Origin of the sequence: Asticcacaulis sp., from assembly GCF_027484505.1 — a bacterium.
GTDB lineage: Bacteria > Pseudomonadota > Alphaproteobacteria > Caulobacterales > Caulobacteraceae > Asticcacaulis.
In genome coordinates this window covers 16,664-37,186 of sequence record NZ_JAIXSV010000002.1, presented here as the reverse complement: position 1 = coordinate 37,186, position 20,523 = coordinate 16,664, and the positions used below count along the sequence as shown (strand labels likewise).

The following is a 20,523-nucleotide window of genomic DNA, read 5'->3' as shown; positions in this document are numbered from 1 at the left end:
CGCTGGTCGATCAGATTAACGATAGCCGCCCCATCAGGCAGCGCATCCTGCGCCGCGAACCCCTGCGTCAGCAGGACGGGCGCCAGCAGATTGGTGTTCATGTGCGCATGCCAGCGTTCAACCGTCAGCGTCCCGGCGCGGTCATCGAAAAAAACAGAGGCGTTGTTGATCAGCAGGCTGAGAGGCCCCAGAGCGGACACCGCCGCAGGGATGAGCGCTTTGACGCTGTCGGTGTCCGACAGATCCGCCTGAAGGGCCTCGGCGCGCACGCGTGAGCCACGCAACTGCTCGACCAGAGCCAGCGCATCGGTAGCAGAAGTGCCATAATGAACGCCGATATCATAGCCGCGTTTCGCCAGCGCGAAGGCTACGGCCCTTCCGATGCGTTTGGCCGCGCCGGTGACCAAAGCGGTTTTGGGGGCGACTTTGGGAACCGATTTAGTCAATACGGCCGAAGTCGATATAGTTGACGATAAAATAGAAGGCGATGAAGCCCGCAAAAATGCCGATGGCCAGCATGTGAGATCTCCCGGTCAGTCCTGTTTTTATCTGATTAAGCGCCTCTTACGGCGAACTCAAGCCTTGTTCCGCGGCGCAATGAGAAAAACCCAGCGTGAGGCTTGCGCACAGCGTTATTTATCTTATTTTTATAATCATGGAAGACTGGAAGCGCCTTGTCGAGCCGTATACGCGGCCTCTGTTTTTTGCCCATTCGCGCATGACGCGGGGCAAGACTCTGGGCGTGCGCGGGCTTGTGGTCGAAGATGAGCGCCGTGTTTTGCTGATCGAGCACACCTATCTCGAAGGCTGGTGGCTGCCCGGTGGCGGCGTCGATGCCTTTGAGGCGGCCGGTGACGCCGTGGTGCGCGAGTTGCGCGAAGAGGCGGGGATCATTGCCCAGGAAACGCCGCGTCTTCTGTCGATCCATTCCAATGAACGCTTCTTCCCCGGCGATCACGTGCTGCTCTATCGCATCGACCGCTTCGAGCGGGGTGAGTTGACCTCGCAGGGGGAAATCAAGAATGTTGATTTCTTCGATATTGACGCCCTGCCGGACAATATCAACGGCGGCTCTTTGCGGCGGATACAGGAAGCTCTGCAAGGTCTGCCGCCGGACCCGCTGTGGTAGGGGCGGGCTCAGCCGGCAAGTCGCCGGCAACGGCGTGAAGTTCCGGTTTGCGGGCCGTCCAGCGGCTGATCAAGCGGCGCAGTATGTCGCGTGATGGCTTCTCAAAGCCATAATGGGCGATAGCGGACAGAACGACCGTGACGGCAATCGCTGCCATCAGCCAGTGAACGCGCTCCCCCGGCAGGCTTAGGCCAAACTTTGGCAGGGTGCGGAAGGTGCCGAACAGCACCACGTCGTGGATAAGATAGATGGCGTAGGACCACACGCCGATCAGATAGACCGGTCGCCACGCCAACATTTTGGCCACCGGGCCTTCGTCGTCGGACAGGGCCATGATCAGGCCGATAAACAGGCCCACCAGAATCAAATCTGACGGCCGCCACGCGATCAACAACAGCGACGTCACCAGAAACAGGACGGCGGCACGCGACGGCACCAGAGCGCGGAAACGATAGGCGACCATGCCGATAAAGAAACTCAGCAGGCAGCGCAGCAGGGTGCCGCTGGCGTAGGAGGCGGCGATGTCAAGCGGGCCTGAGCGGCGAATCGTCTGCCCGAACCACAGAGGGCCATAGGCGACAAAGGCCAGCAGACCGGCGGCCAGACCGGCCCACAGAAGCGCGCGTTGCCACGAGCCTTTGAGGGCCGCAATCACCAGCAGCGGAAAAACCAGATAGGCCGCCCATTCGGTCGAAATCGACCACGACGGGCGGACGATGGAATTGGCCAGCCCCCAGGCCTGCGTCATGGTCAGGTTGGGCAAAAGGCCGTGCCAGACGTCTTCCGCATAGTAACGTGTGCCGAGAATGGTCGGGATCAGGGCGGCGGTGATCAGCGTCATCAGCGCAAACAGCGGCCAAACGCGCGCCACGCGCATCAGAATGAACTTGCGGAAGTGCGGCCACTGAAAGCCTGTGTCGAACAGCTTGCCATAGGTCATGGCCATGACGAAGCCGGACAGGACGAAGAACAGATCGACCGAAATATAACCATGCCGCACATAGTGCTGCCACGGATCGGGAAAGCGAAAATAGCCGGTGGCGTGGTAGAGGACCACGAACAGGGCCGCGACGCCGCGCAAGCCCGTTAGGGCGCGGATTTCGGACGATCGGGCGGCAGGCGTAGCGGTCATGCGATCACGATTTTGTGTGCGGTGTCTCTCCATGACGCCATGCCTGGCCGAAGGCAAGTCAATTCCTGTGGCGTACCTTTGCAATTGTGTCATTTAAGAAGGGAAGGTGGATGCGGATGTTCTTGCCCCGTTCCGGCCCTTCGCCTATATCGGGAGCATGTCCGACCTGCCGACCGACGCCGAATCCGAAACCCTGCCGACCGATGCGCCCCTGACGGGGGCGGCCCTAATCCTGCGCGAGGCGCGGCTGGCGGAGGACAAGCCCGGCGTCTATCGCATGATCGGCGAAAACGACGAGGTGCTCTATGTGGGCAAGGCCAAGTCGTTGAAAAAGCGCATTCTTCAGTATGCGCAGGGCCGCGTCCACGCCCAGCGGATCGCGCGCATGGTCTATCTGACGCGCTCCATGGTCATAGTGCGCACCCAGACCGAGGGCGAGGCCCTGCTGCTGGAGGCGCGCCTGATCAAGGCGCTGAAACCACGCTACAATGTGCTGCTGCGCGACGATAAGTCCTTTGCCGAGATTCTGGTGCGCAAGGACCACGCGGCGGCGCAGATCACCAAGCACCGCGGGGCCCACGCCATTCAGGGCGAATATTTCGGCCCCTTCGCCTCGACCCAGGCGGTCAACCGCACGCTCGATACGCTGCAACGCGCTTTTCTGCTGCGCACCTGCACCGACAGCGTCTATGCCTCGCGCACGCGGCCCTGCATGTTGCATCAGATTCGTCGTTGTTCGGCGCCCTGCACGGGTGAGGTCAGCCTTGAGGATTACGGCGCGCTGGTGGGGCAGGCCGAGGCCTTTCTGAAAGGCCGTTCGCGCGTGGTCATCGACGACCTGACCAAACGCATGATGAAGGCCTCCGACGATATGGATTTCGAGAAGGCGGCGCACCTGCGCGACCGCGTGCGGGCGCTTAACCACGTCTCCATGACCTCTTCCATCGGTATCGGTGAAGCCGAGGCCGACGTCTTTGCGGTGGTCAGCGAAGGCGGGGCGGCCTGCGTGCAGACCATCTTCTTCCGCGCGGGCCAGAACTGGGGCGACCGCGCTTATTTCCCGCGCGTGCCGGACAGCGGCGAAGAGGCCGACAGCGCCGAGGGCGAAATTCTCGATGCCTTTCTGGGGCAGTTCTATCAGGACCGCCCGGTGCCGAAGCTCATCCTCGTGTCTCACCCCCTGAGTGAGCCGGACCTGATGATGGAGGCACTGTCGCTGCGCGCTGGGCGTAAGGTCGAGATCCACTGCCCGCGCCGGGGCGAAAAGGCCGATGCCGTGGCCCATGCGCTCAACAACGCCAAAGCGGCGCTGGGCCGGCGCATGGCCGAGCAGTCAGCGCAGACGCGCCTGCTGAAAGGCGTGGCGGAGGTGTTTGAGTTGCCCGCCCCGCCCAACCGCATCGAGGTTTATGATAACTCGCACCTCGGCGGCACGCACGCCGTCGGCGGTATGGTGGTGGCTGGTCCCGAAGGCTTTATGAAGGGACAGTACCGCAAGTTTACCATTCGCGATCTCGATAAGATGACCGCCGGTGACGACTACGCCATGATGCGCGAGGTGTTTCGCCGACGGTTTTTACGTCTGAAAAACCGTGCAGAAGACTCGACGGAAGAGGAAGGCTTTGGTCGTCCCGATCTGGTGCTGGTCGATGGTGGGCAGGGGCAGTTGGAGGCTGTTCTGGACGTGATGCGCGAACTCGGCATGGAAGACATCCGCATTGTCGGTGTGGCCAAGGGGCCGGACCGCGACGCCGGGATGGAGCGCTTCTTCATGCCGGGGCGTGCCCCCTTCATGATGGAGCCTAAATCGCCGGTTCTCTATTATCTTCAGCGCCTGCGCGATGAGGCGCACCGCTACGCCATCGGGGCCAATCGTCAGAAGCGCGACGCGGCGATCACCAAGAATCCGCTGGATGAGATCGAAGGCATCGGCCCCCGTAAAAAGCGCACCCTGCTGGCCGCCTTCGGGTCGGGCCGTGAGGTGGGCAAGGCGCGCATCGAAGACCTGCGCAAGGTGGAGGGCATTAATGAAGCTCTGGCGCAGCGCATCTACGATTTTTTCCACGGGGCGTAAGCGCTCAAACGACCGGTGGATGAGGCAGAATTTTCTGCGGTGCGCGCAAAATTGATCGAAATAAATAGACATTGAGCAAAAATTCGATCACCTTCGCTCGGCTGCCCCGCCGCTGGCGAGGAACGCAGCGCATAATTCAGACGGGGAAAACATATGATCAAGCGTCCGCATTTTATCGTGTTTGCGTGCTCTGCGCTGTTGACGACCATGGTGATGGGCACCACCGTTTCGGCTCAGGCCTTGCCTGACCATCTGGCCAAGATGGACAAGGATGGCGATGGTAAGCTCAGCCCCGAAGAATGGGTGCGTGACAAGCCGTCCCTGTTCAAGCGCATTGACGCCAATGGCGATAAGGCCCTGAGCAAGGATGAGATCGAAAAATTCTACGTGGCCATAGCACCGGCCGATGATCCCAAGACGATCAAGCGTATCGCGGACATGGCGGCGGCGGATGCCAATGCCGACGGTAAAGTAACGCTTGAGGAACTCACTGCCTATAATCTGGCGGCGTTCAAGACGCGCGATAAAAACGCCGACGGGTTTATTACCGGCGCTGACCTGTAGTTTTTAAAAGGGCCTTTTCCGTTTGGATCGGAAAAGGCCTTGTTTCATGCCTCAACCGGGAGGCCCGCAGCGATCCAGCCATTGATGCCGGGGGCCAGATGCGCGTCGGCAGTCAGACCGAAGGCTTGCGCCGCCTCAATGGCGCGCAGCGACCGCACGCCTCCGGCGCACATAAAGATGATCTCCTTACCGTCCTGAGGCAGCTCGGCCGGATGGAAGGTAGAGAGGGGCAGGTTTAGGCTGCCGGCGACGCGCACCCGCTCATATTCATACACTTCGCGCACATCGATCAGGTGGATCGCGCCGCTGTCGAGGGCGGCCTGAACTTCGGCGGGCGTAAGATGACGAACGGACATAGGTGTGCCTTTAATGCGATGCTGCTGCGAAGGTCATACAATCCTTGTCCGGTCGTCGCAATCATCGAATATCCATTAAATAAATGTGGTTATTTGTCGCGCGGCGTCTGGTCCCTGGGGCAGGCTGACGCGCGGCGGAATGCGCAGGTCACAGACGCGCGGCGGACGGCTAAACCCAACTTCGAAGCGAAACGCACGAAGAGGAGTATTCGCCATGAAAATCGCTTATCTGATCGGTGCCAGCCTGCTGGTTATGTGCCTTGCCAACGGCGCGTCGGCGCAGGATTTTAAGCCCAAGGCCAAGGGGCAGTTCATCGTCACCACCCGTATCACCAGCGTCGCACCGGACGAAAAGGGCGACATCAAAACGGCCGCCGGCGTCGATAGCGGTCTGGACGTCAAGGTGAAGGACGACACTATCCCCAGCCTCGGCTTCACCTATTTCTTCACCGACCACATCGCCGTTGAGGCCATTCTGGGCACCTCCAAGCACGAAGTGCGCGCTGTTGGCGGCACGACCGACGTGAAGGTGCATACGACGCGCGTCCTGCCGCCGGTTATTGCGGCTCAGTACCACTTCAATCCCAAGGGTCGCGTCAGCCCCTATGTGGGCGCGGGCGTCAACGCCATGATTTTCTACAACAGCAAGGACTATAACGGTTTCAAGGTGAAGCTGGATGATGGTCTGGGCTATGCGCTTCAGGGCGGCGTCGATATCGCGCTGAAGGGCAACTGGTCGCTCAATGCCGACGTGAAAAAGGTGTGGTTCAAGACCGATGCTAAGATCAATGACGGCGCGCTGAAGTCCAAGGTCGATCTCGACCCGGTCGTCGCCTCGGTTGGGCTGGCCTACCGTTTCTAGAATCTGATCCTCTGGCCTTGTCTCCTCGGACAGGGCTGAGGGTTTCAGGTAGCGGCGGACAGCCTTGCGGGTTGTGCTGTCCGCCGTTATTTTTCGTATGCGTAATTTAAGAAGCGACGTCGTTCCATGTGAATGGCGTCGTTTTTTTCATGTGCCGCGTCTGAAGCGCTGGCTGCAATCGATACCGCGCAGAAACTATCTGGTAGCGCTATCATTACCCCCTTTCCAAGCCCCGGTATATCGGTTATGCAAGTCGTCAATAAAGAGCGGCGGCGGGGCGGAATCCTTGTGCGACGCAATAAATATAGCCGTGGTGTGGAACGTGTGCGGTCACACAAAACGGTCAATCAGAATGTGAAACGGGATGCGTCCCGCGACGACCACAGGGAGACAAGTCATGACCTTGCAACTGAACCGACGCCATTTTGCTGCCGGTGTGAGCGCTACCGCTCTCGCTGTGTCGGCCGCCTCGCATGCCGCGACGGACAAGCCGCTGTATAAGGACGCCTCGGCCCCGGTCGAAGCCCGCACCACCGACCTGCTCAAGCGCATGACGCTTGAGGAAAAGGTTGCCCAGATGATGTGCATCTGGCTGCAAAAGGGCAAGATCCAGAACGAAAAGGGCGATTTTGACCCCAAAAAGGCCAGCGAAGCCTTCCCCAACGGTCTGGGTATGATTGCGCGCCCAAGCGACCGCCGCGGTGTTGAAGTGAAACAAATCAATGCCGGTGCCGATGTCGGTGTGGTTAACCGCAATGCGCTGGAAACCGCCACCTATATCAATGCCGCCCAGAAATGGGCCGTGGAAAAGACCCGCCTCGGCATCCCGATGTTCATGCACGAGGAAAGCCTGCACGGCTATGTGGCGCGCGACTCCACCTCCTTCCCGCAGGCCATCGGTCTGGCGTCGAGCTTCGATCCGCAACTGGTCGAGAAGGTGTTTGCGGTCTGCGCCAAGGAAATGCGCGCGCGCGGGGCCAATCTGGCGCTGGCGCCGGTGGTCGATGTCTGCCGTGAGCCGCGCTGGGGCCGGGTTGAAGAAACCTACGGCGAAGATACCCACCTGATGGGCGTCATGGGCAAGGCGGCGGTACTGGGCTTTTCCGGTACGGACCGCAAGCTGGCCAAGGACAAGGTGTTTGCTACGCTCAAGCACATGACCGGCCACGGTCAGCCGGAAAACGGCACCAATGTCGGGCCGGCACCAATTTCCGAGCGCACCCTGCGCGAAGTCTTCTTCCCGCCGTTTGAGAAGATCGTCAAGGAAACCCCCATTGCGGCGGTCATGCCGTCCTACAACGAAATCGACGGCGTACCGTCGCACGCCAACAAGTGGCTGCTCGACACCGTGCTGCGCGGCGAGTGGGGCTTCAAGGGCGTGCTGGTGTCCGACTATTTCGCCATCAAGGAAATGATCAGCCGTCACCATCTGGTGCCGGACATGACCGAGGCCGCCTATCGCGCCGTCAAGGCCGGGGTGGATATCGAGACTCCGGACGGCGAAGCCTATCCGAACCTGATCAAGCTGGTGCAATCCGGGCGCGTCTCGGAAGCCGAGATCGACGCCATCGTTCATCGCATTCTGGAGCTGAAATTCCTCGGCGGCCTGTTCGAAAACCCCTATGTCGATGCCAAGCAGGCCGACAAGCTGACGGCGACGCCCGACGCCATCGCCCTGGCTCGTGAAGCCGCCGTGCGCTCGGCGGTGCTGCTGAAGAACAACGGCGTCCTGCCGCTGGATGGCAAAAAGGTCGGCAAGCTGCTGCTGCTCGGCACCCACGCCAAGGACACGCCCATCGGTGGCTATTCGGAAATCCCGCGTCACGTCGTCTCCATCCACGAAGGGCTGGAGACAGAAGCCAAGGCACAGGGCTTCACGCTGGAATATCGTGAGGCCATCCGCCTGACTGAAAAGCGCGACTGGGCGGCGGACGAGGTAAAGTTCGTCGATCCGGCGGTTAATGCCAGGCTGATCGCCGAGGCCGTCGAGGCCGCCAAGTCCGCCGACACCATCGTCATGGTGCTGGGCGACAACGAGCAGACTTCGCGCGAAGCCTGGGCCGACAACCACCTCGGTGACCGCGAGTCGCTGGACCTGATCGGTCAGCAGAACGATCTGGCGGCCGCCATTTTCGCTCTGAAAAAGCCGACCGTGGTCTTCCTGCTCAATGGCCGTCCGCTGTCGATCAACCTGCTTCAGGACAAGGCCGACGCCATCATCGAAGGCTGGTATCTGGGTCAGGAGACGGGTCATGCCGCCGCTGACCTGCTGTTCGGGCGCGCCAATCCGGGCGGCAAGCTGCCCATCACCTTCGCCCGAAGCGTCGGTCAGTTGCCGGTCTTCTATAACCACAAGCCGACGGCGCGCCGCGGTTATCTCGATGGGGATGTCACGCCGCTCTATCCGTTCGGTTTCGGCCTCAGCTATACCACCTTCGACATCTCGGCCCCGCGCCTGTCGAAGGCCACCATTGCCGCCAGCGAAAGCCTGACCGTATCGATCGATGTGACCAATACGGGCAAGGTGAAGGGCGACGAAGTGGTGCAGCTCTATATCCGCGACGACTATTCGTCGGTTACGCGGCCGATCAAGGAGCTTAAAGGCTTCAAGCGCGTGACGCTGGAGCCGGGGGCGAAGACGACGGTGACGCTGGAGATCACCCCGGCCGATCTCGCCTTCTTCGACACCGATATGAAGCGCGTGGTCGAAGCCGGGACCTTCACCATCATGGTCGGACCCAACAGCCGCGACCTGAAAACGACTACCCTGACCGTGGCGTGACGGTCGGGTCTGGCGGATACCGCAGCCCCTGCGGTGTCCGCCATTTTCCTGTTTTGGTCGGCGGCTTGATAGGGCCGGGGCCTTCTGCTAGAGCGGCTTTCTGATGAAGGCCGCTCTGACTGTGTTTAATGCAGACGAGCGGCGAATAATGGAGTTTCCCTTTGACCACCCTGACTGTCGCTGAAGCGCTCGAAAACGTCTATACCTCGCTGATCGACGACAATGCGCAACTGGACACGCATATTGCGGCGCTGAAGGCCGCTCTGGCGGCTGAGGGTCAAAAAGAGGCGGTCGTGGAGCCGTCGCGTCTGGCGCAGAACAATCGCGCGGGCCGCAAGCTGATGCAGTCCTATTTCAAGAAGCGCGGCGTCGCCGTGACCTTTAAGGAACAGGCCTGAGTTTTTGAGAAGCATTCGCGGTCTTCGCGTTGCGAGTGACTTGCAATTGAATGTGAGTGATGCTATCTGAGACGCATTCTCAGAATGGTGGACTCACAGGCTCCCTCGTGTACGTTTGCAATTGTAACGCTATCCGCGAAAGAGACGCGCAAAAGGCCATTTTATCGGGGGCAACCACGGTAAAAGCCGTCTTCAACCATTGCCAGACCCGCCCGCAATGCGCCAAATGCGTCTGCGACATCCGGCAGATGATCGAAGACGTTAGCGCCACCGTGCGGTTGGCGGCTGAATAAACGGCGTTTTCGGCCCTGCCACAACCGTCAACCTCAGGAGTGCGGCCATGCAGGGCAATCCGGCGATTATCAAGCTTCTCAATACCGTCCTCACCAATGAGCTGACGGCGATCAATCAGTATTTTCTCCATGCGCGTATGCTGGAAAACTGGGGCCTGACGCATCTGGGCCGCATCGTCTATCAGGAATCCATCGAGGAGATGAAGCACGCGGATCTGCTGATCAAGCGCATCTTCTTTCTGGAGGGGCTGCCCAATCTTCAGGACCTGCACAAGCTGAAGATCGGTGAAACCATCACCGAGTGTCTGACCGCTGACCTGTCGGTGGAAACGCGGGGCCACGGCGTACTCGTCGCCGGCATCAAGCAGTGTGAGGACGTGCAGGATTACGTCAGCCGCGACCTGCTGCGCCAGATTCTGGCGGATACCGAACACCATATCGACTGGCTGGAAACGCAGATTGGTCTGATCCGGCTGATGGGTGAGCCCAACTACCTGCAAAGCGCTATGAAGGAAATCGAAGGCGAGGCCTGATCAGCCCCTTTGTCTCTTGTTGGGCTTTTGTCCTGCAAGAGGCTTCACAGGGCGGGGAAACCGCTTTAGGTTTTCGCAGACTGAAACGAGTTCATCCGGGTAGCCTATTGGCGCGTGACCATTCCAAAATGAGTTTCGACCGGCGCGGTATGATGCGTCTGGGGTTGGCTGCGTCGGCTCTGGCCGTCACGGGGCTTACCGCCTGTGGCCGCAAGAGCGAGTCCGCGGCGACCAATGGCGCTGCGCAAGAGGGCACTCTGCCGTGGGCCGTGGGGGGCAAGTGGCGCAATGACATCGACCGTCAGCGTGACAAGTTCCGCCACCCGATTGAAACACTGGAATTTTTCGAGATCAAGCCGCGCGATACGGTCATCGATATGTGGCCCGGTGCCGGTTATATGACCGATATTCTGGCACCCTGGCTGGCGCGCGGCAAGGGACGCTATGTCGCCGCCCTGATTGAGAACGAGGCGACGGCCCCCGAAGCGGCCACTCTGACCGCTGAATATCGCCGCCGCTTCACCGCCGACCCCAAACTCTATGGCGAACTGGGTTTTTCCGCCTTCGGGCCGCAGACCGGGGCGCTGGCCGATGCCGAAAGCGTCGATTCGGTTTTGTTCCTGCTGGTGCTGCACGACTGGATGGCGGCAGGCCTGGCCGAAAAGGCCTTTGCCGATGCCTTTGCGGCGCTTAAGCCCGGCGGCCTGCTGGGCGTTGAGCAGCACCGCGCCGATGTCGGCAATGCGCAGGACCCGGCGGCGACCAATGGGTATGTGCAGGAGCCGTTCGTCAAGCAACTGGCGGCCGAGGCGGGTTTTGAGTTTCTGGAGGCGTCGGAAATCAACGCCAACCCCAAGGATAACAAGGCGCATCCGTTCGGCGTATGGACCCTGCCGCCCTATCGCCTGACGGCCCCCAGAGGAGAGCCACCAAATCCGGATTTTGATGGTACACTGTATGAATCCATCGGCGAAAGCGACCGGATGACGCTGAAATTCCGTAAACCTTCCTGATGCCTGACCCTTTTTGAGACTGCACCCGTGACACGCATCGCTTCCCTGTCCACTGCTGCTCCGCTGATGGCGATACCGGAATACCGGCCGCCCGAAGGGGGCGTGGGCGAATGGTTTCGCGGGGCGGGGGGGCTGCGTCTGCGACTGGGCTTCTGGCACCCGAAAGGCCCGGCGCGTGGCACGGTCTTCGTCAGCCCCGGCCGGGCCGAGCCGATTGAAAAATATTATGAGGTCGTGACTGACCTTCTGGAGCGGCGGTTTTGTGTCGTGGTGCACGACTGGCGCGGGCAGGGGTTATCGGCGCGTTTGCTGCCCGATCGCCTGAAAGGCCATGCGCGCTCTGAAGACGAATTTCTCGACGATTATCAACGCCTGCTCGATGGCTTTGAGGACCGCGCGCCCAAGCCATGGGTTATGCTGGGCCATTCGATGGGGGCGGCGCTCAATCTGGCGACCCTGACTCGTGGTGAGGAGCGCTTCAGCGCCGCCGTCTTCATCAATCCGATGCTGCGCATCAAGACGGGCAAGCATTCTCTGTGGTCGGTGATGTTCCAGGCCGACTGGAAGGTCAAACACGGTCAGGCCAGCGAGTACGTACCGGAACTGTTTGATGATCCGTTCGAGCACACCTTTGAAGAGGACGCCCTGACCCACGATGCGGCGCGCTATAATCTGTGGCGTGAGCAACTGTTTGCCTGCCCGCATCTGGCGGTTGGGACGCCGACCTGGGGCTGGCTTTTGTTTGCGCTGCGCATCGGTGACACCCTGCTTAAGGATAAGGGCAAGGTGCTGAAAAAGGTGCGCACGCCGGTGTCGGTGGTGATCTCCAGCGACGACAGCCTGATGATGAAGCAGCCGACCAAGGCTTTCGTCAAGAAACTGGCCAAGGGGCGTTGCGTCGAAATCGCCGGCGCTGATCATGAAATCCTGATGGAGATGGACGATTATCGCCGTGCCTTCTGGGCCGAGTTCGACGATCAGGTCAGCTTCAACCTGCCGGCGGAGGCCCTGCCGAGCGCGCCTGTCGAGTCATCCCTTGCGGCGGTACCGGTAGCTGAGATCGACGTCAGCGAACCGGTCGTGCCCGCCACGACCGAGGTATTCGATTCGCACGTCCCTGCTGAGGCGGTGGAGACGGTGGTTGTCGCGGAGCCCGTGGAGACGGAAGTGCGTCCGGCAACGGCGCAGCCGATCTTCTTTTCTTACGAATTGAACGACATCCCCGTCTATGCGCCGCAACCGCCACCGGAACGTTTGTCGGTGCCGGAAGGCCTGCGCGCGAAGCGGGATGAGGTTGAGGTCGCGGACTGGGAAGAGGCCCCGACGGAAGCCACCGAAGAGACCCCGGCTGGCGCTAGAGCGAAATGACTTTAAGTGGAATCGCCAAACCCTGATCAGTGCGCCTCGGCGTCCTTGGAAGCGGGCGACAGGTGGCCGATGGCGGCCTCAAGCACAGCGCGTGAACCGGCGGCCATGACCTGACCACCATAAGGACCCACGGGCGCGCCCGCCCAGTCGGTCACCACGCCCCCGGCGTTTTCGATCACCGGAATGATGGCGTCGATGTCCCAAGCCTTGAGCCCCGTTTCCAGCGCGCCGTCCATCGTCCCCTGCGCCACCATGGCGAAGGCGTAGGCGTCGCAGCCATAGCGCATCAGCTTGGCCGCTTTGCGCAAGGCGGTGAAGGCCGGTTCTTCGTCGTTCGAATAGAGGTGGGGGTCGGTGGTGGCCAGCACGGCCTGACTCAGTGACGCGCAGTCGCGCACCCTGAGCGGTGTCGATCCGGCGGGGGTGATCAGACGCGAGCCCAGAGGCGAGCCGAGGAAGATTTCCTTGAGAAAGGGCTGGGCGATGACGCCCATAATCGGGCGGCCCTTGTGGCGCAGACCGATCAGCGTGGTCCACAATGGCAGGCCGGAGATAAAGGCGCGCGTCCCGTCAATGGGGTCGAGCACCCACACATAGTCGGCTTCGGCGCGCACCGTGCCGTATTCTTCGCCGATAATGCCGTGATCGGGATATTCTCCCTCGATCAGGGCGCGGATAGCGCGTTCGGCTCCCTTATCGGCTTCGGTGACCGGGTCAAAACCGCTCGAATGGCCGGGTTTGCTCACCTCACCCAGTTCGACGGAACGGAACAGCGGCAGGGCCACGCCCGCCGCTGCCTCCGCCAGACGAAGGATAAAGGCTTCCAGAGTTTCGAGTTCGGCTGAGGACGCCATAGACCACCTTGCGCGCATTGAATCGGTCGCATGTGTAGGCGTCCGCCGGGCGGAACTCAATACTTATACCAACGGCCGAAGATGCTGACCGCATCCGGCCGTTGAAAACTCGAGAATTTCTCATATGTGTCAGGGACATGAAAAATTCTCGAAAGGCATACCAAGAGTCATTTTCAATGACTCTTGGTATTAAGACTACGCCGCGGTTTCGGTCTCGGTGTTCAGCGACTTGGCCAGATCGAGCAGACGGCGGCGCGGACGCTCCGACAGGCGGTAATAGGCCTGAATGAGGTCGAGCGTTTCCTTGCGCGAAAACACTTCGATGCCTTCGTTCTGCACGGCGGCGACTTCGGTCGTGTTGTCTTCAAGGCCGTCGTAGAAATAGGTGACGGGGGTTTCCAGCGCCTTGGCGAGCTGGAACAGGCGGGCGGCGGAGATGCGGTTGGCCCCGCACTCATATTTCTGGATTTGCTGGAAGCGGATGCCGACAGCCAGCGCCAGTTGCTGCTGGGTCAGACCCAGCAGGCGGCGGCGGCGGCGCAGACGCTTGCCCAGGTGCAGGTCGATATCGTTAGCCATGTGAGTTATCCCTCGTTCTATCTGTAAGCGTGCCGTTCCGGGACGGTTCGCCTGTGAGGGTTCAAATGGCGTGCCAGCGTTATGAGGACTTCGAGTCGCCTTTCGGCACAGGTAACACCACCGTCTTCAAGGCCTTGGCCGGGTCAAGATAGCGTTTGGCGAGGTCCTGAAGGTCGGCGGGGGTGAGGCTGTTCAGCAGGTCCTGACGTTTCAGCACATAGTCGCGCTGACCGGCATTGGCGTCGATGCCGGTCAGGGCCGCCAGCCAGTAGCCGTTATTGCGATCCTCTTCGGCCATGCGGCGCAGCAGTAACTGACGCCCGCGCAGCAGTTCGTCATCGGTCACCGGCGCGCTTTTCAATCCGTCGATCAGGCTGAGGAAGCCGGTATAGAAACTGCTTTCGGCCCCCGGATAGAGTTGCACCGTGGCCGACAGATAGCCGAAGCCCTTAAATCCTGTGGAGGGCACATGTCGCGCCAGAGGCACATAGGTGGTGCCGGTTTCGGCGCGCCCGGCCTCATAATGGCGCAGGCTCAGGACCTCAGCCAGCAGGTCGAGGCCCAGACCGGTCTTCGGGTCGCTATAGCGGTCGGTGGTGGGGAAGGCGATCATCATCAACGCCTGTTCAGGGCTGCCCTGATGATAGAGGGTCTTATAGAGGCCTGTCGTCGGGAAGCGGGCCGTCTCGCCGCCGTCAGGAGCGGGGGTGTAGTGGGCGGGCAAGGTCGGCAGGACACCAAAGGTGGCATCCAGCGCCGGGCGCGCCTGTTCGGGTGTGATGTCGCCGACGATGACGATTTCCAGCGGGGTGTCGCGTAGCGAATTGCGGATCAGCGCGGCGATACGGTCATTGCCGAGGCTCAGCATGTCTGCCTGTGACATCGGCGTCAGGCGCGCATCGCCATCATAGACCAGCCGTGGCAGGTGCATGGCCATGACTCCCGACGGATTGGTCGAGGCGAAGGTATAGTAGGCGGGCATGGAATGGCGCAGACGCTCCAGATAGGCGGGGTCGAAGGCGGCGTCCGAATAGAAGGCGCGCAGCAACTGCATTTCGCGCGCAAAATCGTGCGGCGTGCTTTGTCCCATCAGGACGGCGGCGTCTTCGGTCAGGCGATAGGCAAGGTCGAAATTCATGCCCGCCAGCGATTCTTCGATCTCGCTGGCCGACATGTTTTTCAGGCCACCCTGGAAAATGTCGTAGAAGTTCAGGGCGAAGGCCGCATCGGGCGTTTTGGGCGACAAACGCTTCAGCCCGCCCAGGGCGCGCACACTGACCATCACCGACCCGGCTTGCAGCTTGGACGGCTTGATCGTCACCTTGACGCCATTGGCGTAGGTCAGGCGCGTCGTCCCCAGCGCCGCATCCTGTTCGGTGCGGACCGGCGCGACGGGTGCGCCGAAATCGGCATAGGCCCAGGCCTTGGCCGTTTCGGCTTCCGGGGCCGCAACTGGTGCTTTTTCCAGCGCCGCATAGGTCTTTTCGAGGGCTGCGGCATCCAGTCCGGCCACCGCGACGGGGCCGCTGACCGAGATCAGCGGGCCATCGCGCTGCATCAGCGCCTTCATATAGATGTTGACCGCTTCTCGTGACAGTTCGGGTTTCAGGTCCAGATAGAATTGCAGATCCTGCGCCGGGGAATTGATCACGTAGCGATCACCGATAGACCCCGCGATCATGTCGGCGATCCACTCGTTCGAGCGGGTGGCGGCGCTGTCAGCGCGCTGACGCAGTCCGGCTTCATAATCAGCGGCGGCGCGGGCAAATTCCCCGTCGCTGAAACCGTATTCGCCAACCTGCCGCACCAGTGTCAGCGCCTCTGTGAGGGCCTTTTGCGTTTCGCCGGGTTTGGGCATGACCATCAGGCTGAGGCTTTCGCCGGTGCGCTGAAAGGACTGACGGTTGAGACCGGCGCGGGCAAAGGCGCTGTCCGGGCGGGCGGCGACGCGCTCCAGCCGGTTGTCGAGCGCCGCCAGCGCCAGATGCTCACGCATCATGTCGCGCACCGCCTCGCGGTTCTGAAAGCGCGTTTCGGCGTGTTTGAGCCAGGCGATGTCGATGATCTCCGGCAGGCCGGGCTCGAAATAGGTGGTGCCGCGCGGCCCTTTGGGTGAGTAGGCGCCGGCATCGCGCGCCGCCGGGGCCGGGGTCCTGGCCTTCCAGGCCCCGAAGGTCTTTTCGATACGCTTTTCCAGCGCGGCGGCGTCGATATCGCCCACAATGATCAGGGTGGCGCGGTCGGGACGATAGAAGGTGTCGTAGAAGCGGCGGACCTGTTCGCGCGGCGTGTAGAGCACGATGTCGCGCAGACCTTTTTGCGGCCGTTCCGGCAGGAGTTGACCGGCAAAGGCGGTGCGCAGCCACTCGTCATACCGGTGCTGCACCGGCTGATCGGCATTGTTCAGTTGCGTGACCACCAGCGCGCGGTCGCGCTGATCGGCCGTTTCGGGGAAGGTCAAACCGAAGGCCATGTCCGACATCACCGTGAATCCGGTATCCAGTGTCGCCGCATCATTGCGCGGCAGAGCGATCTGATAGCTGGTTTCGCCTTCCTCGGTCAGGGTCTGCTGACCCGCCCCCATCTGGATGCCCTGACGTTCAAGCTGCCGGAACAGGTCGCCGTCGGGATAGTGGGTCGAGCCGGAAAAGGCCATGAAGGTGATGAGGTAGGAAATGCCGCTTTCTTCGTCGGCTTCGTCCAGCGGCCCGGCCCCGATGCGCAGACGCATCACCACCTTGCCCGGCTGAGCGGCGTTGGGATAAAGCACATAGGTCATGCCATTAGACAGGCGACCAAAGCGCGCCTGCGGATCAACGGGCAGGTCGGAATAGAGGTGGGCGAACTGCGCACCCGGCGCTCCAGCTTTCAGGGGCTCGGCCATCGCCGCGCCACTCAGCCCAACCGCCAGCATTACGCCTAATGCCAAAGCCTTCAGTGTCATCCGTCGCTCCTCTAGATCATTATGATTTCTGGTAGAAACATAATGATCTAGATTTTGTTTCGCCCCTCGCCGGGCGGTGGCTTTGCCACCTTGGCCGCCGCCTCAATGCCGGCTTGAGCGGAATGATTCTAGTGAAAATCATTCCGCTCTATACGCAGATGACCTTATCAGGCTTTGGGGCCTTTTGAAGACGGTACGCGCTTAAGATGAGGGAGAAGGGGTCGGTTTCAGCCGGGGCTGGCAGGGCACCATCTTGAAAGGCACATTGCGCGCTTCACAGGCGGCGCGAGTCAAGGGTTGATGGTAGGTCAGCGGGGCAATCCACATAAAGCCCGCCGCAGCCCCGATACAGACCACCCCCAGCACGTAATCCTTGTGCTTTTCGATCCAGGCAAAGCGGCTTTTCAGCACCTGATAGAGGAGCGGCAGAAGCATGAAGCTGAGCAGCAGGCCCGCAAAATAGTGGTAGATATACATGACCCGCTGCGTGCCGAGCCAGATGTGGATCAGCATGAAGACGACCCACATGCCGATAAGGGCCGCCGCCATGTCCATATCGTGCGTATCGAGCCACGGCTTCTTTTGAAAGGCGCGCTGGGCCAGAAGCAGCAGCGTGCCTAACAGCGCCAGCCCGCCCAGCGTCCAGTTGAACAGGTTGCCCGCCATCTGCACATAGCTGGTGCGGCCATTATGGGCGTCCCAGCGATAGGTGATGTTCTTGTGCATCAGCGGCCACAAGGCCGGATTGGACCCGTTCTTTTCCGTTTTGACAATGCCGGTGAAGTCATTGTTCATGAAGCGGAAATAGCCGTTTGTAGCGTCGTAGAGCACCTGCGGTGTCAGGGGGGGCCGCTTTTCCAGCCAGGCTTTATAAGGCTCAGTGATAAAGGGGGCATCCTTGCGTCCGGCATCGCTTTTGAAATCCGGTGCCACCGGGTTGAGCACGGTGTGCAGCACAAAGATCGAGACGGTGATAGCGGCAAAGCTGGCGGAAACGGCCACGGCCTTGGCGGCGATATGGCCGATCGCGCGGTCCATCGGCCAGCGGCTGCGCATCAGGTCGCGCAGGGCGGTAAAGGCCGGAAGCGCCAGTAGGACGATCGTATTGACCTTGACCATAAAGCTCAGGCCGATCAGCGCCCCGAACAGGGCCGCGTGCTTCCAACTGTCCTTCTGCGGATCACAGAAGGCGCGTAACCACACCAGTATGCCCCCCAGCGCAAAGGTAATCTGGAACGGATCAAGATGCCCGGCGCGAAAATGCACAATCAGCGCGTTTTCAAACACGTAGAGCAGGCTGAAGATGGCGGCGGAAAAGGCTTCGCGGGTAATCGTCAGGCAGATCAGATAGAACAGAACGGCCCCGGCCGCGCCAAACAGGCCCCCCATCAGGCGCACGCCGGTAAAGCTGTAGCCTTTGGGGATTTTGCGGGTGTCGGTCTTTTTGACCTCAGCCAGAAAACGGCTGTCGGCGTTTTTAGCGTCTCCGACAAGGTCGCGGCCGACCTTCATCAGCATGAAGCCCAGAGGCGGATGCGAGGCGTAGGAGGCGATGTGGCCTTCATAGCGTTCCAATGCCGTGACGTAGTAACTTTCGTCCCAGAAGGCATTGGGCGGATCATTGAGGTCGCGCGCAAAGTTGAAGCAGGCCAGACAGAGGACGGCAAACCCCATAAGCCAGCGCATCACGGGTTCGCGCCCCAGAGCCTGCATCAGAGAGTCGTCGCCCCATTTGCCGCGGCGGATTTGCGTCCAGCGGGTTTTGACGTCGGCAAGCAGGGTGTCGGTCATTTCAATACGCGCGAGTGGGGCCCCGGCCCTTATGGCAAGCCGGGGCAGGGGCGGCAACCCCTATTTGTCGCTCCACACACCCAGTTCATTGCCCGACGGATCGGTGAAATGAAAACGCCTGCCACCGGGGAAGCTGAAGATGTCCTGCGTCAGGTGTCCGCCTGCGCCTACAACTGTGTCGCGCGACGCTTCGAGGTCTTCAGAATAGAGGATAACCAGCGGCTTGGCAGGCCCGTTATCGGCGTCGAAACCGCCGTCCAGACCGGCTTCGGACAGGGCGGCATAGGTTGGGCCGTAATCAATGAAATTCCAGCCAAACGCCTGATGATAGAAGGCTTTGGTTTCGGGCAGGGCGGTGGCCTGCCATTCGACATAGTCGATCTTGTGATGTTTGCTCATATCAGGCTCCAGACGCTGGCGGGTTTTACCGCGCGGTCTTCGATTTGGGTGTCGGTGTGAATGTCGAAGGTGGCCAGCCGCGTAAACCCTTCGCCGGGGAAATAGCTGCGGTGCGGGTCACCGACATAGACGGCGATACCCTGCGCCCGGCCATTGCGCAGAAATGTCAGCATGGCGACGGTCATCGACTTTTCGTAGCAGATATCCCCAGCCAGAATAACATCGACGGCGGGAGGTTCGCCCGATAGCCGGTCAGCGCCGTCATAGATAATATCCACGTCGTTCAGCGCCGCATTGAGCGCCACGGCAGCCCCGGCGAACGGGTCTATATCATTGGCGATGACCTGCACAGCCCCCAGCTTCGCCGCCACTATGCCAACCAGTCCGGACCCGCAGGCCAGATCGAGCACGCGTTTGTTCTGGACGACGTGCGGGTTTTCCCTAAGCCACAGGCCAAGCGCCTGACCGCCAGCCCACGGAAAGGCCCAGAAGGGCGGGGCCACACCATTTTGCGCCAGCTCGGCCTCGGTCATTTGCCAAAGGGCCGTCACCTCCGCTGCCTGATACAGGCTCAGGTCGGGCAGGGAGGGGACCGGCAGAGGGGTGGTGTGGGCGCGGATAAACCCCGCCGGTTCGCTCATTGAGTGGCCGCGGGGGCTGGCACGGGTTCCCCCGCAAAATCCGCCGTATAGGCGGGGCTGATCAGGCCGCGCAGCACCGCCTGCGGCACGCGGATCTGATAGGCCCCTTCGGCATAGGGGCCGACCTCATAGGGGGCGAACAGGGCCTCAATCGCGCCGATCTTGCCAGAGGTGGTCGAAGCCACCAGCGCCAGATGGCTGTCGATCAGTTTGGGGCAGGTAAAACCTGTGGCGGTCTGCGTCGTCGGAGTCTGATTGCGGCGCGACCGCTCGGCCTCGATCTGGCGGCACAGGAAGGCGTCAGCCGCAGCGAGGTCGGCATTGGGCGCGAACAACAGGCGCGCGTCGATGGCCTGTTTGGCGGTCTTGTCCCACAGCACGCTCTGATAATTGGCGTTGGGGTGCGCGCCACCGGTAAATTCCGACTGCTCGGCATAGAGCGAGGCCAGATGCTCGGATTGCGCCGGCAGGGTCCAGGTGATCGAACGGAAATAGGGCGGCGGCTCGGAACCGGCAGCGCTCAGTTCCTTGCGGTCCTTGGCGGCCTGATCGCCAAAGGCCTTCAGCTCGCTCTGGCCTTCGGAATAGAGGCGGTTGTGCAGGTCCGGGAAGGCCTTGATCGCTTTGGGGAAGGTCAGCTTGACCTCGGCGTCCGGGGTCGTCTGCGCAAACTCAAGCGGCGCCTCGGCAACCGAGGGACCTTCATCTTTGCGCGCCTCGTCCTTGCGCGAGCACGACGCCAGCGTCAGCGCGCAAAACGCGACCGTGATCAGCAGGTGCGGTCTCATCCGCATGTCTAACTCCTTAGGGT

General features: G+C 61.2%; 20 protein-coding genes. 10 read left to right on the top strand and 10 right to left on the bottom strand.

Translation table 11 applies throughout. From position 1 onward, the window contains the following. The coding region (locus Q0072_RS00205) for an SDR family NAD(P)-dependent oxidoreductase (protein ID WP_298324045.1) at positions 1–446 on the bottom strand (446 nt) is incomplete at its 3' end. Between the two features lie 209 nt (positions 447–655). Here Q0072_RS00205 and Q0072_RS00200 point away from each other — a divergent pair. Next, positions 656–1,129, top strand: a complete 474-nt coding sequence (locus Q0072_RS00200) for an NUDIX domain-containing protein (RefSeq protein ID WP_298324042.1) — start codon at positions 656–658, stop codon at positions 1,127–1,129. Here the strand turns inward: Q0072_RS00200 and Q0072_RS00195 are convergent. Then, on the bottom strand, positions 1,062–2,261 hold the full coding sequence (locus tag Q0072_RS00195) for an acyltransferase (protein ID WP_298324038.1): 1,200 nt from the start codon (positions 2,259–2,261) through the stop codon (positions 1,062–1,064). The two genes, Q0072_RS00200 and Q0072_RS00195, sit on opposite strands and share 68 nt — an antisense overlap. 157 nt (positions 2,262–2,418) lie before the next feature. On the opposite strand from Q0072_RS00195, the gene uvrC reads away from it, so the two are divergent. Beyond that, positions 2,419–4,335: an excinuclease ABC subunit UvrC gene (uvrC, locus tag Q0072_RS00190; RefSeq protein WP_298324051.1), complete on the top strand. Its 1,917-nt coding sequence runs from the start codon at positions 2,419–2,421 to the stop codon at positions 4,333–4,335. 153 nt (positions 4,336–4,488) lie between these two features. Beyond that, a complete protein-coding gene (locus Q0072_RS00185) occupies positions 4,489–4,899 on the top strand; it encodes a hypothetical protein (protein ID WP_298324035.1) in 411 nt (136 codons plus the stop codon). Between the two features lie 44 nt (positions 4,900–4,943). Here the strand turns inward: Q0072_RS00185 and Q0072_RS00180 are convergent, their stop codons facing one another. Then, positions 4,944–5,255: a rhodanese-like domain-containing protein gene (locus tag Q0072_RS00180; protein WP_298324032.1), complete on the bottom strand. Its 312-nt coding sequence runs from the start codon at positions 5,253–5,255 to the stop codon at positions 4,944–4,946. 214 nt (positions 5,256–5,469) lie between these two features. On the opposite strand from Q0072_RS00180, the gene Q0072_RS00175 reads away from it, so the two are divergent. From Q0072_RS00175 to Q0072_RS00145, 7 genes are all read left to right on the top strand, one after another. Continuing rightward, positions 5,470–6,117: an OmpW family outer membrane protein gene (locus tag Q0072_RS00175; RefSeq protein ID WP_298324028.1), complete on the top strand. Its 648-nt coding sequence runs from the start codon at positions 5,470–5,472 to the stop codon at positions 6,115–6,117. 397 nt (positions 6,118–6,514) lie between these two features. Beyond that, positions 6,515–8,899 carry a glycoside hydrolase family 3 N-terminal domain-containing protein gene (locus tag Q0072_RS00170; RefSeq protein ID WP_298324025.1) on the top strand — a complete coding sequence of 795 codons (2,385 nt, stop codon included), beginning with the start codon at positions 6,515–6,517 and terminating at the stop codon, positions 8,897–8,899. Between the two features lie 161 nt (positions 8,900–9,060). Next, the gene (locus Q0072_RS00165) at positions 9,061–9,297 is read left to right on the top strand and encodes a hypothetical protein (RefSeq protein ID WP_298324022.1); all 237 of its coding nucleotides are present in this window, start codon (positions 9,061–9,063) and stop codon (positions 9,295–9,297) included. Between the two features lie 107 nt (positions 9,298–9,404). Beyond that, the gene (locus Q0072_RS00160; RefSeq protein WP_013479094.1) at positions 9,405–9,590 is read left to right on the top strand and encodes a (2Fe-2S)-binding protein; all 186 of its coding nucleotides are present in this window, start codon (positions 9,405–9,407) and stop codon (positions 9,588–9,590) included. Positions 9,591–9,637: 47 nt separating this feature from the next. Continuing rightward, a complete protein-coding gene (bfr, locus tag Q0072_RS00155; protein ID WP_290799895.1) occupies positions 9,638–10,123 on the top strand; it encodes a bacterioferritin in 486 nt (161 codons plus the stop codon). A gap of 128 nt (positions 10,124–10,251) precedes the next feature. Further along, on the top strand, positions 10,252–11,136 hold the full coding sequence (locus Q0072_RS00150; RefSeq protein ID WP_298324013.1) for a methyltransferase: 885 nt from the start codon (positions 10,252–10,254) through the stop codon (positions 11,134–11,136). A gap of 27 nt (positions 11,137–11,163) precedes the next feature. After that, positions 11,164–12,504 (top strand): alpha/beta fold hydrolase, encoded by a 1,341-nt coding sequence (locus Q0072_RS00145; protein ID WP_298324010.1) that lies wholly within the window; start codon positions 11,164–11,166, stop codon positions 12,502–12,504. A gap of 26 nt (positions 12,505–12,530) precedes the next feature. Here the strand turns inward: Q0072_RS00145 and hisN are convergent, their stop codons facing one another. The 7 genes from hisN to Q0072_RS00110 form a co-directional block, all read right to left on the bottom strand. Continuing rightward, on the bottom strand, positions 12,531–13,358 hold the full coding sequence (gene hisN, locus Q0072_RS00140) for a histidinol-phosphatase (protein WP_298324006.1): 828 nt from the start codon (positions 13,356–13,358) through the stop codon (positions 12,531–12,533). 195 nt (positions 13,359–13,553) lie between these two features. Continuing rightward, positions 13,554–13,946, bottom strand: coding sequence for a helix-turn-helix domain-containing protein (locus Q0072_RS00135; protein ID WP_085930442.1), 393 nt, complete (start codon positions 13,944–13,946; stop codon positions 13,554–13,556). A 70-nt stretch (positions 13,947–14,016) separates the two neighbouring features. After that, a complete protein-coding gene (locus Q0072_RS00130; RefSeq protein WP_298324002.1) occupies positions 14,017–16,881 on the bottom strand; it encodes a pitrilysin family protein in 2,865 nt (954 codons plus the stop codon). Positions 16,882–17,082: 201 nt separating this feature from the next. After that, entirely contained in the window at positions 17,083–18,672 is a 1,590-nt protein-coding gene (locus Q0072_RS00125) for a phospholipid carrier-dependent glycosyltransferase (RefSeq protein ID WP_298323999.1), read from the bottom strand. Positions 18,673–18,732: 60 nt separating this feature from the next. Next, positions 18,733–19,071, bottom strand: a complete 339-nt coding sequence (locus tag Q0072_RS00120) for a VOC family protein (protein ID WP_298323996.1) — start codon at positions 19,069–19,071, stop codon at positions 18,733–18,735. Next, a complete protein-coding gene (locus tag Q0072_RS00115; protein ID WP_298323993.1) occupies positions 19,068–19,712 on the bottom strand; it encodes a methyltransferase in 645 nt (214 codons plus the stop codon). Before Q0072_RS00115 ends, Q0072_RS00120 begins: the two co-directional genes overlap by 4 nt. Then, complete coding sequence (locus Q0072_RS00110) at positions 19,709–20,506, bottom strand: DUF3298 and DUF4163 domain-containing protein (RefSeq protein WP_298323990.1); 798 nt, start codon at positions 20,504–20,506, stop codon at positions 19,709–19,711. The genes Q0072_RS00115 and Q0072_RS00110 overlap by 4 nt, the downstream gene beginning before the upstream one ends. Positions 20,507–20,523 lie beyond the last annotated feature (17 nt).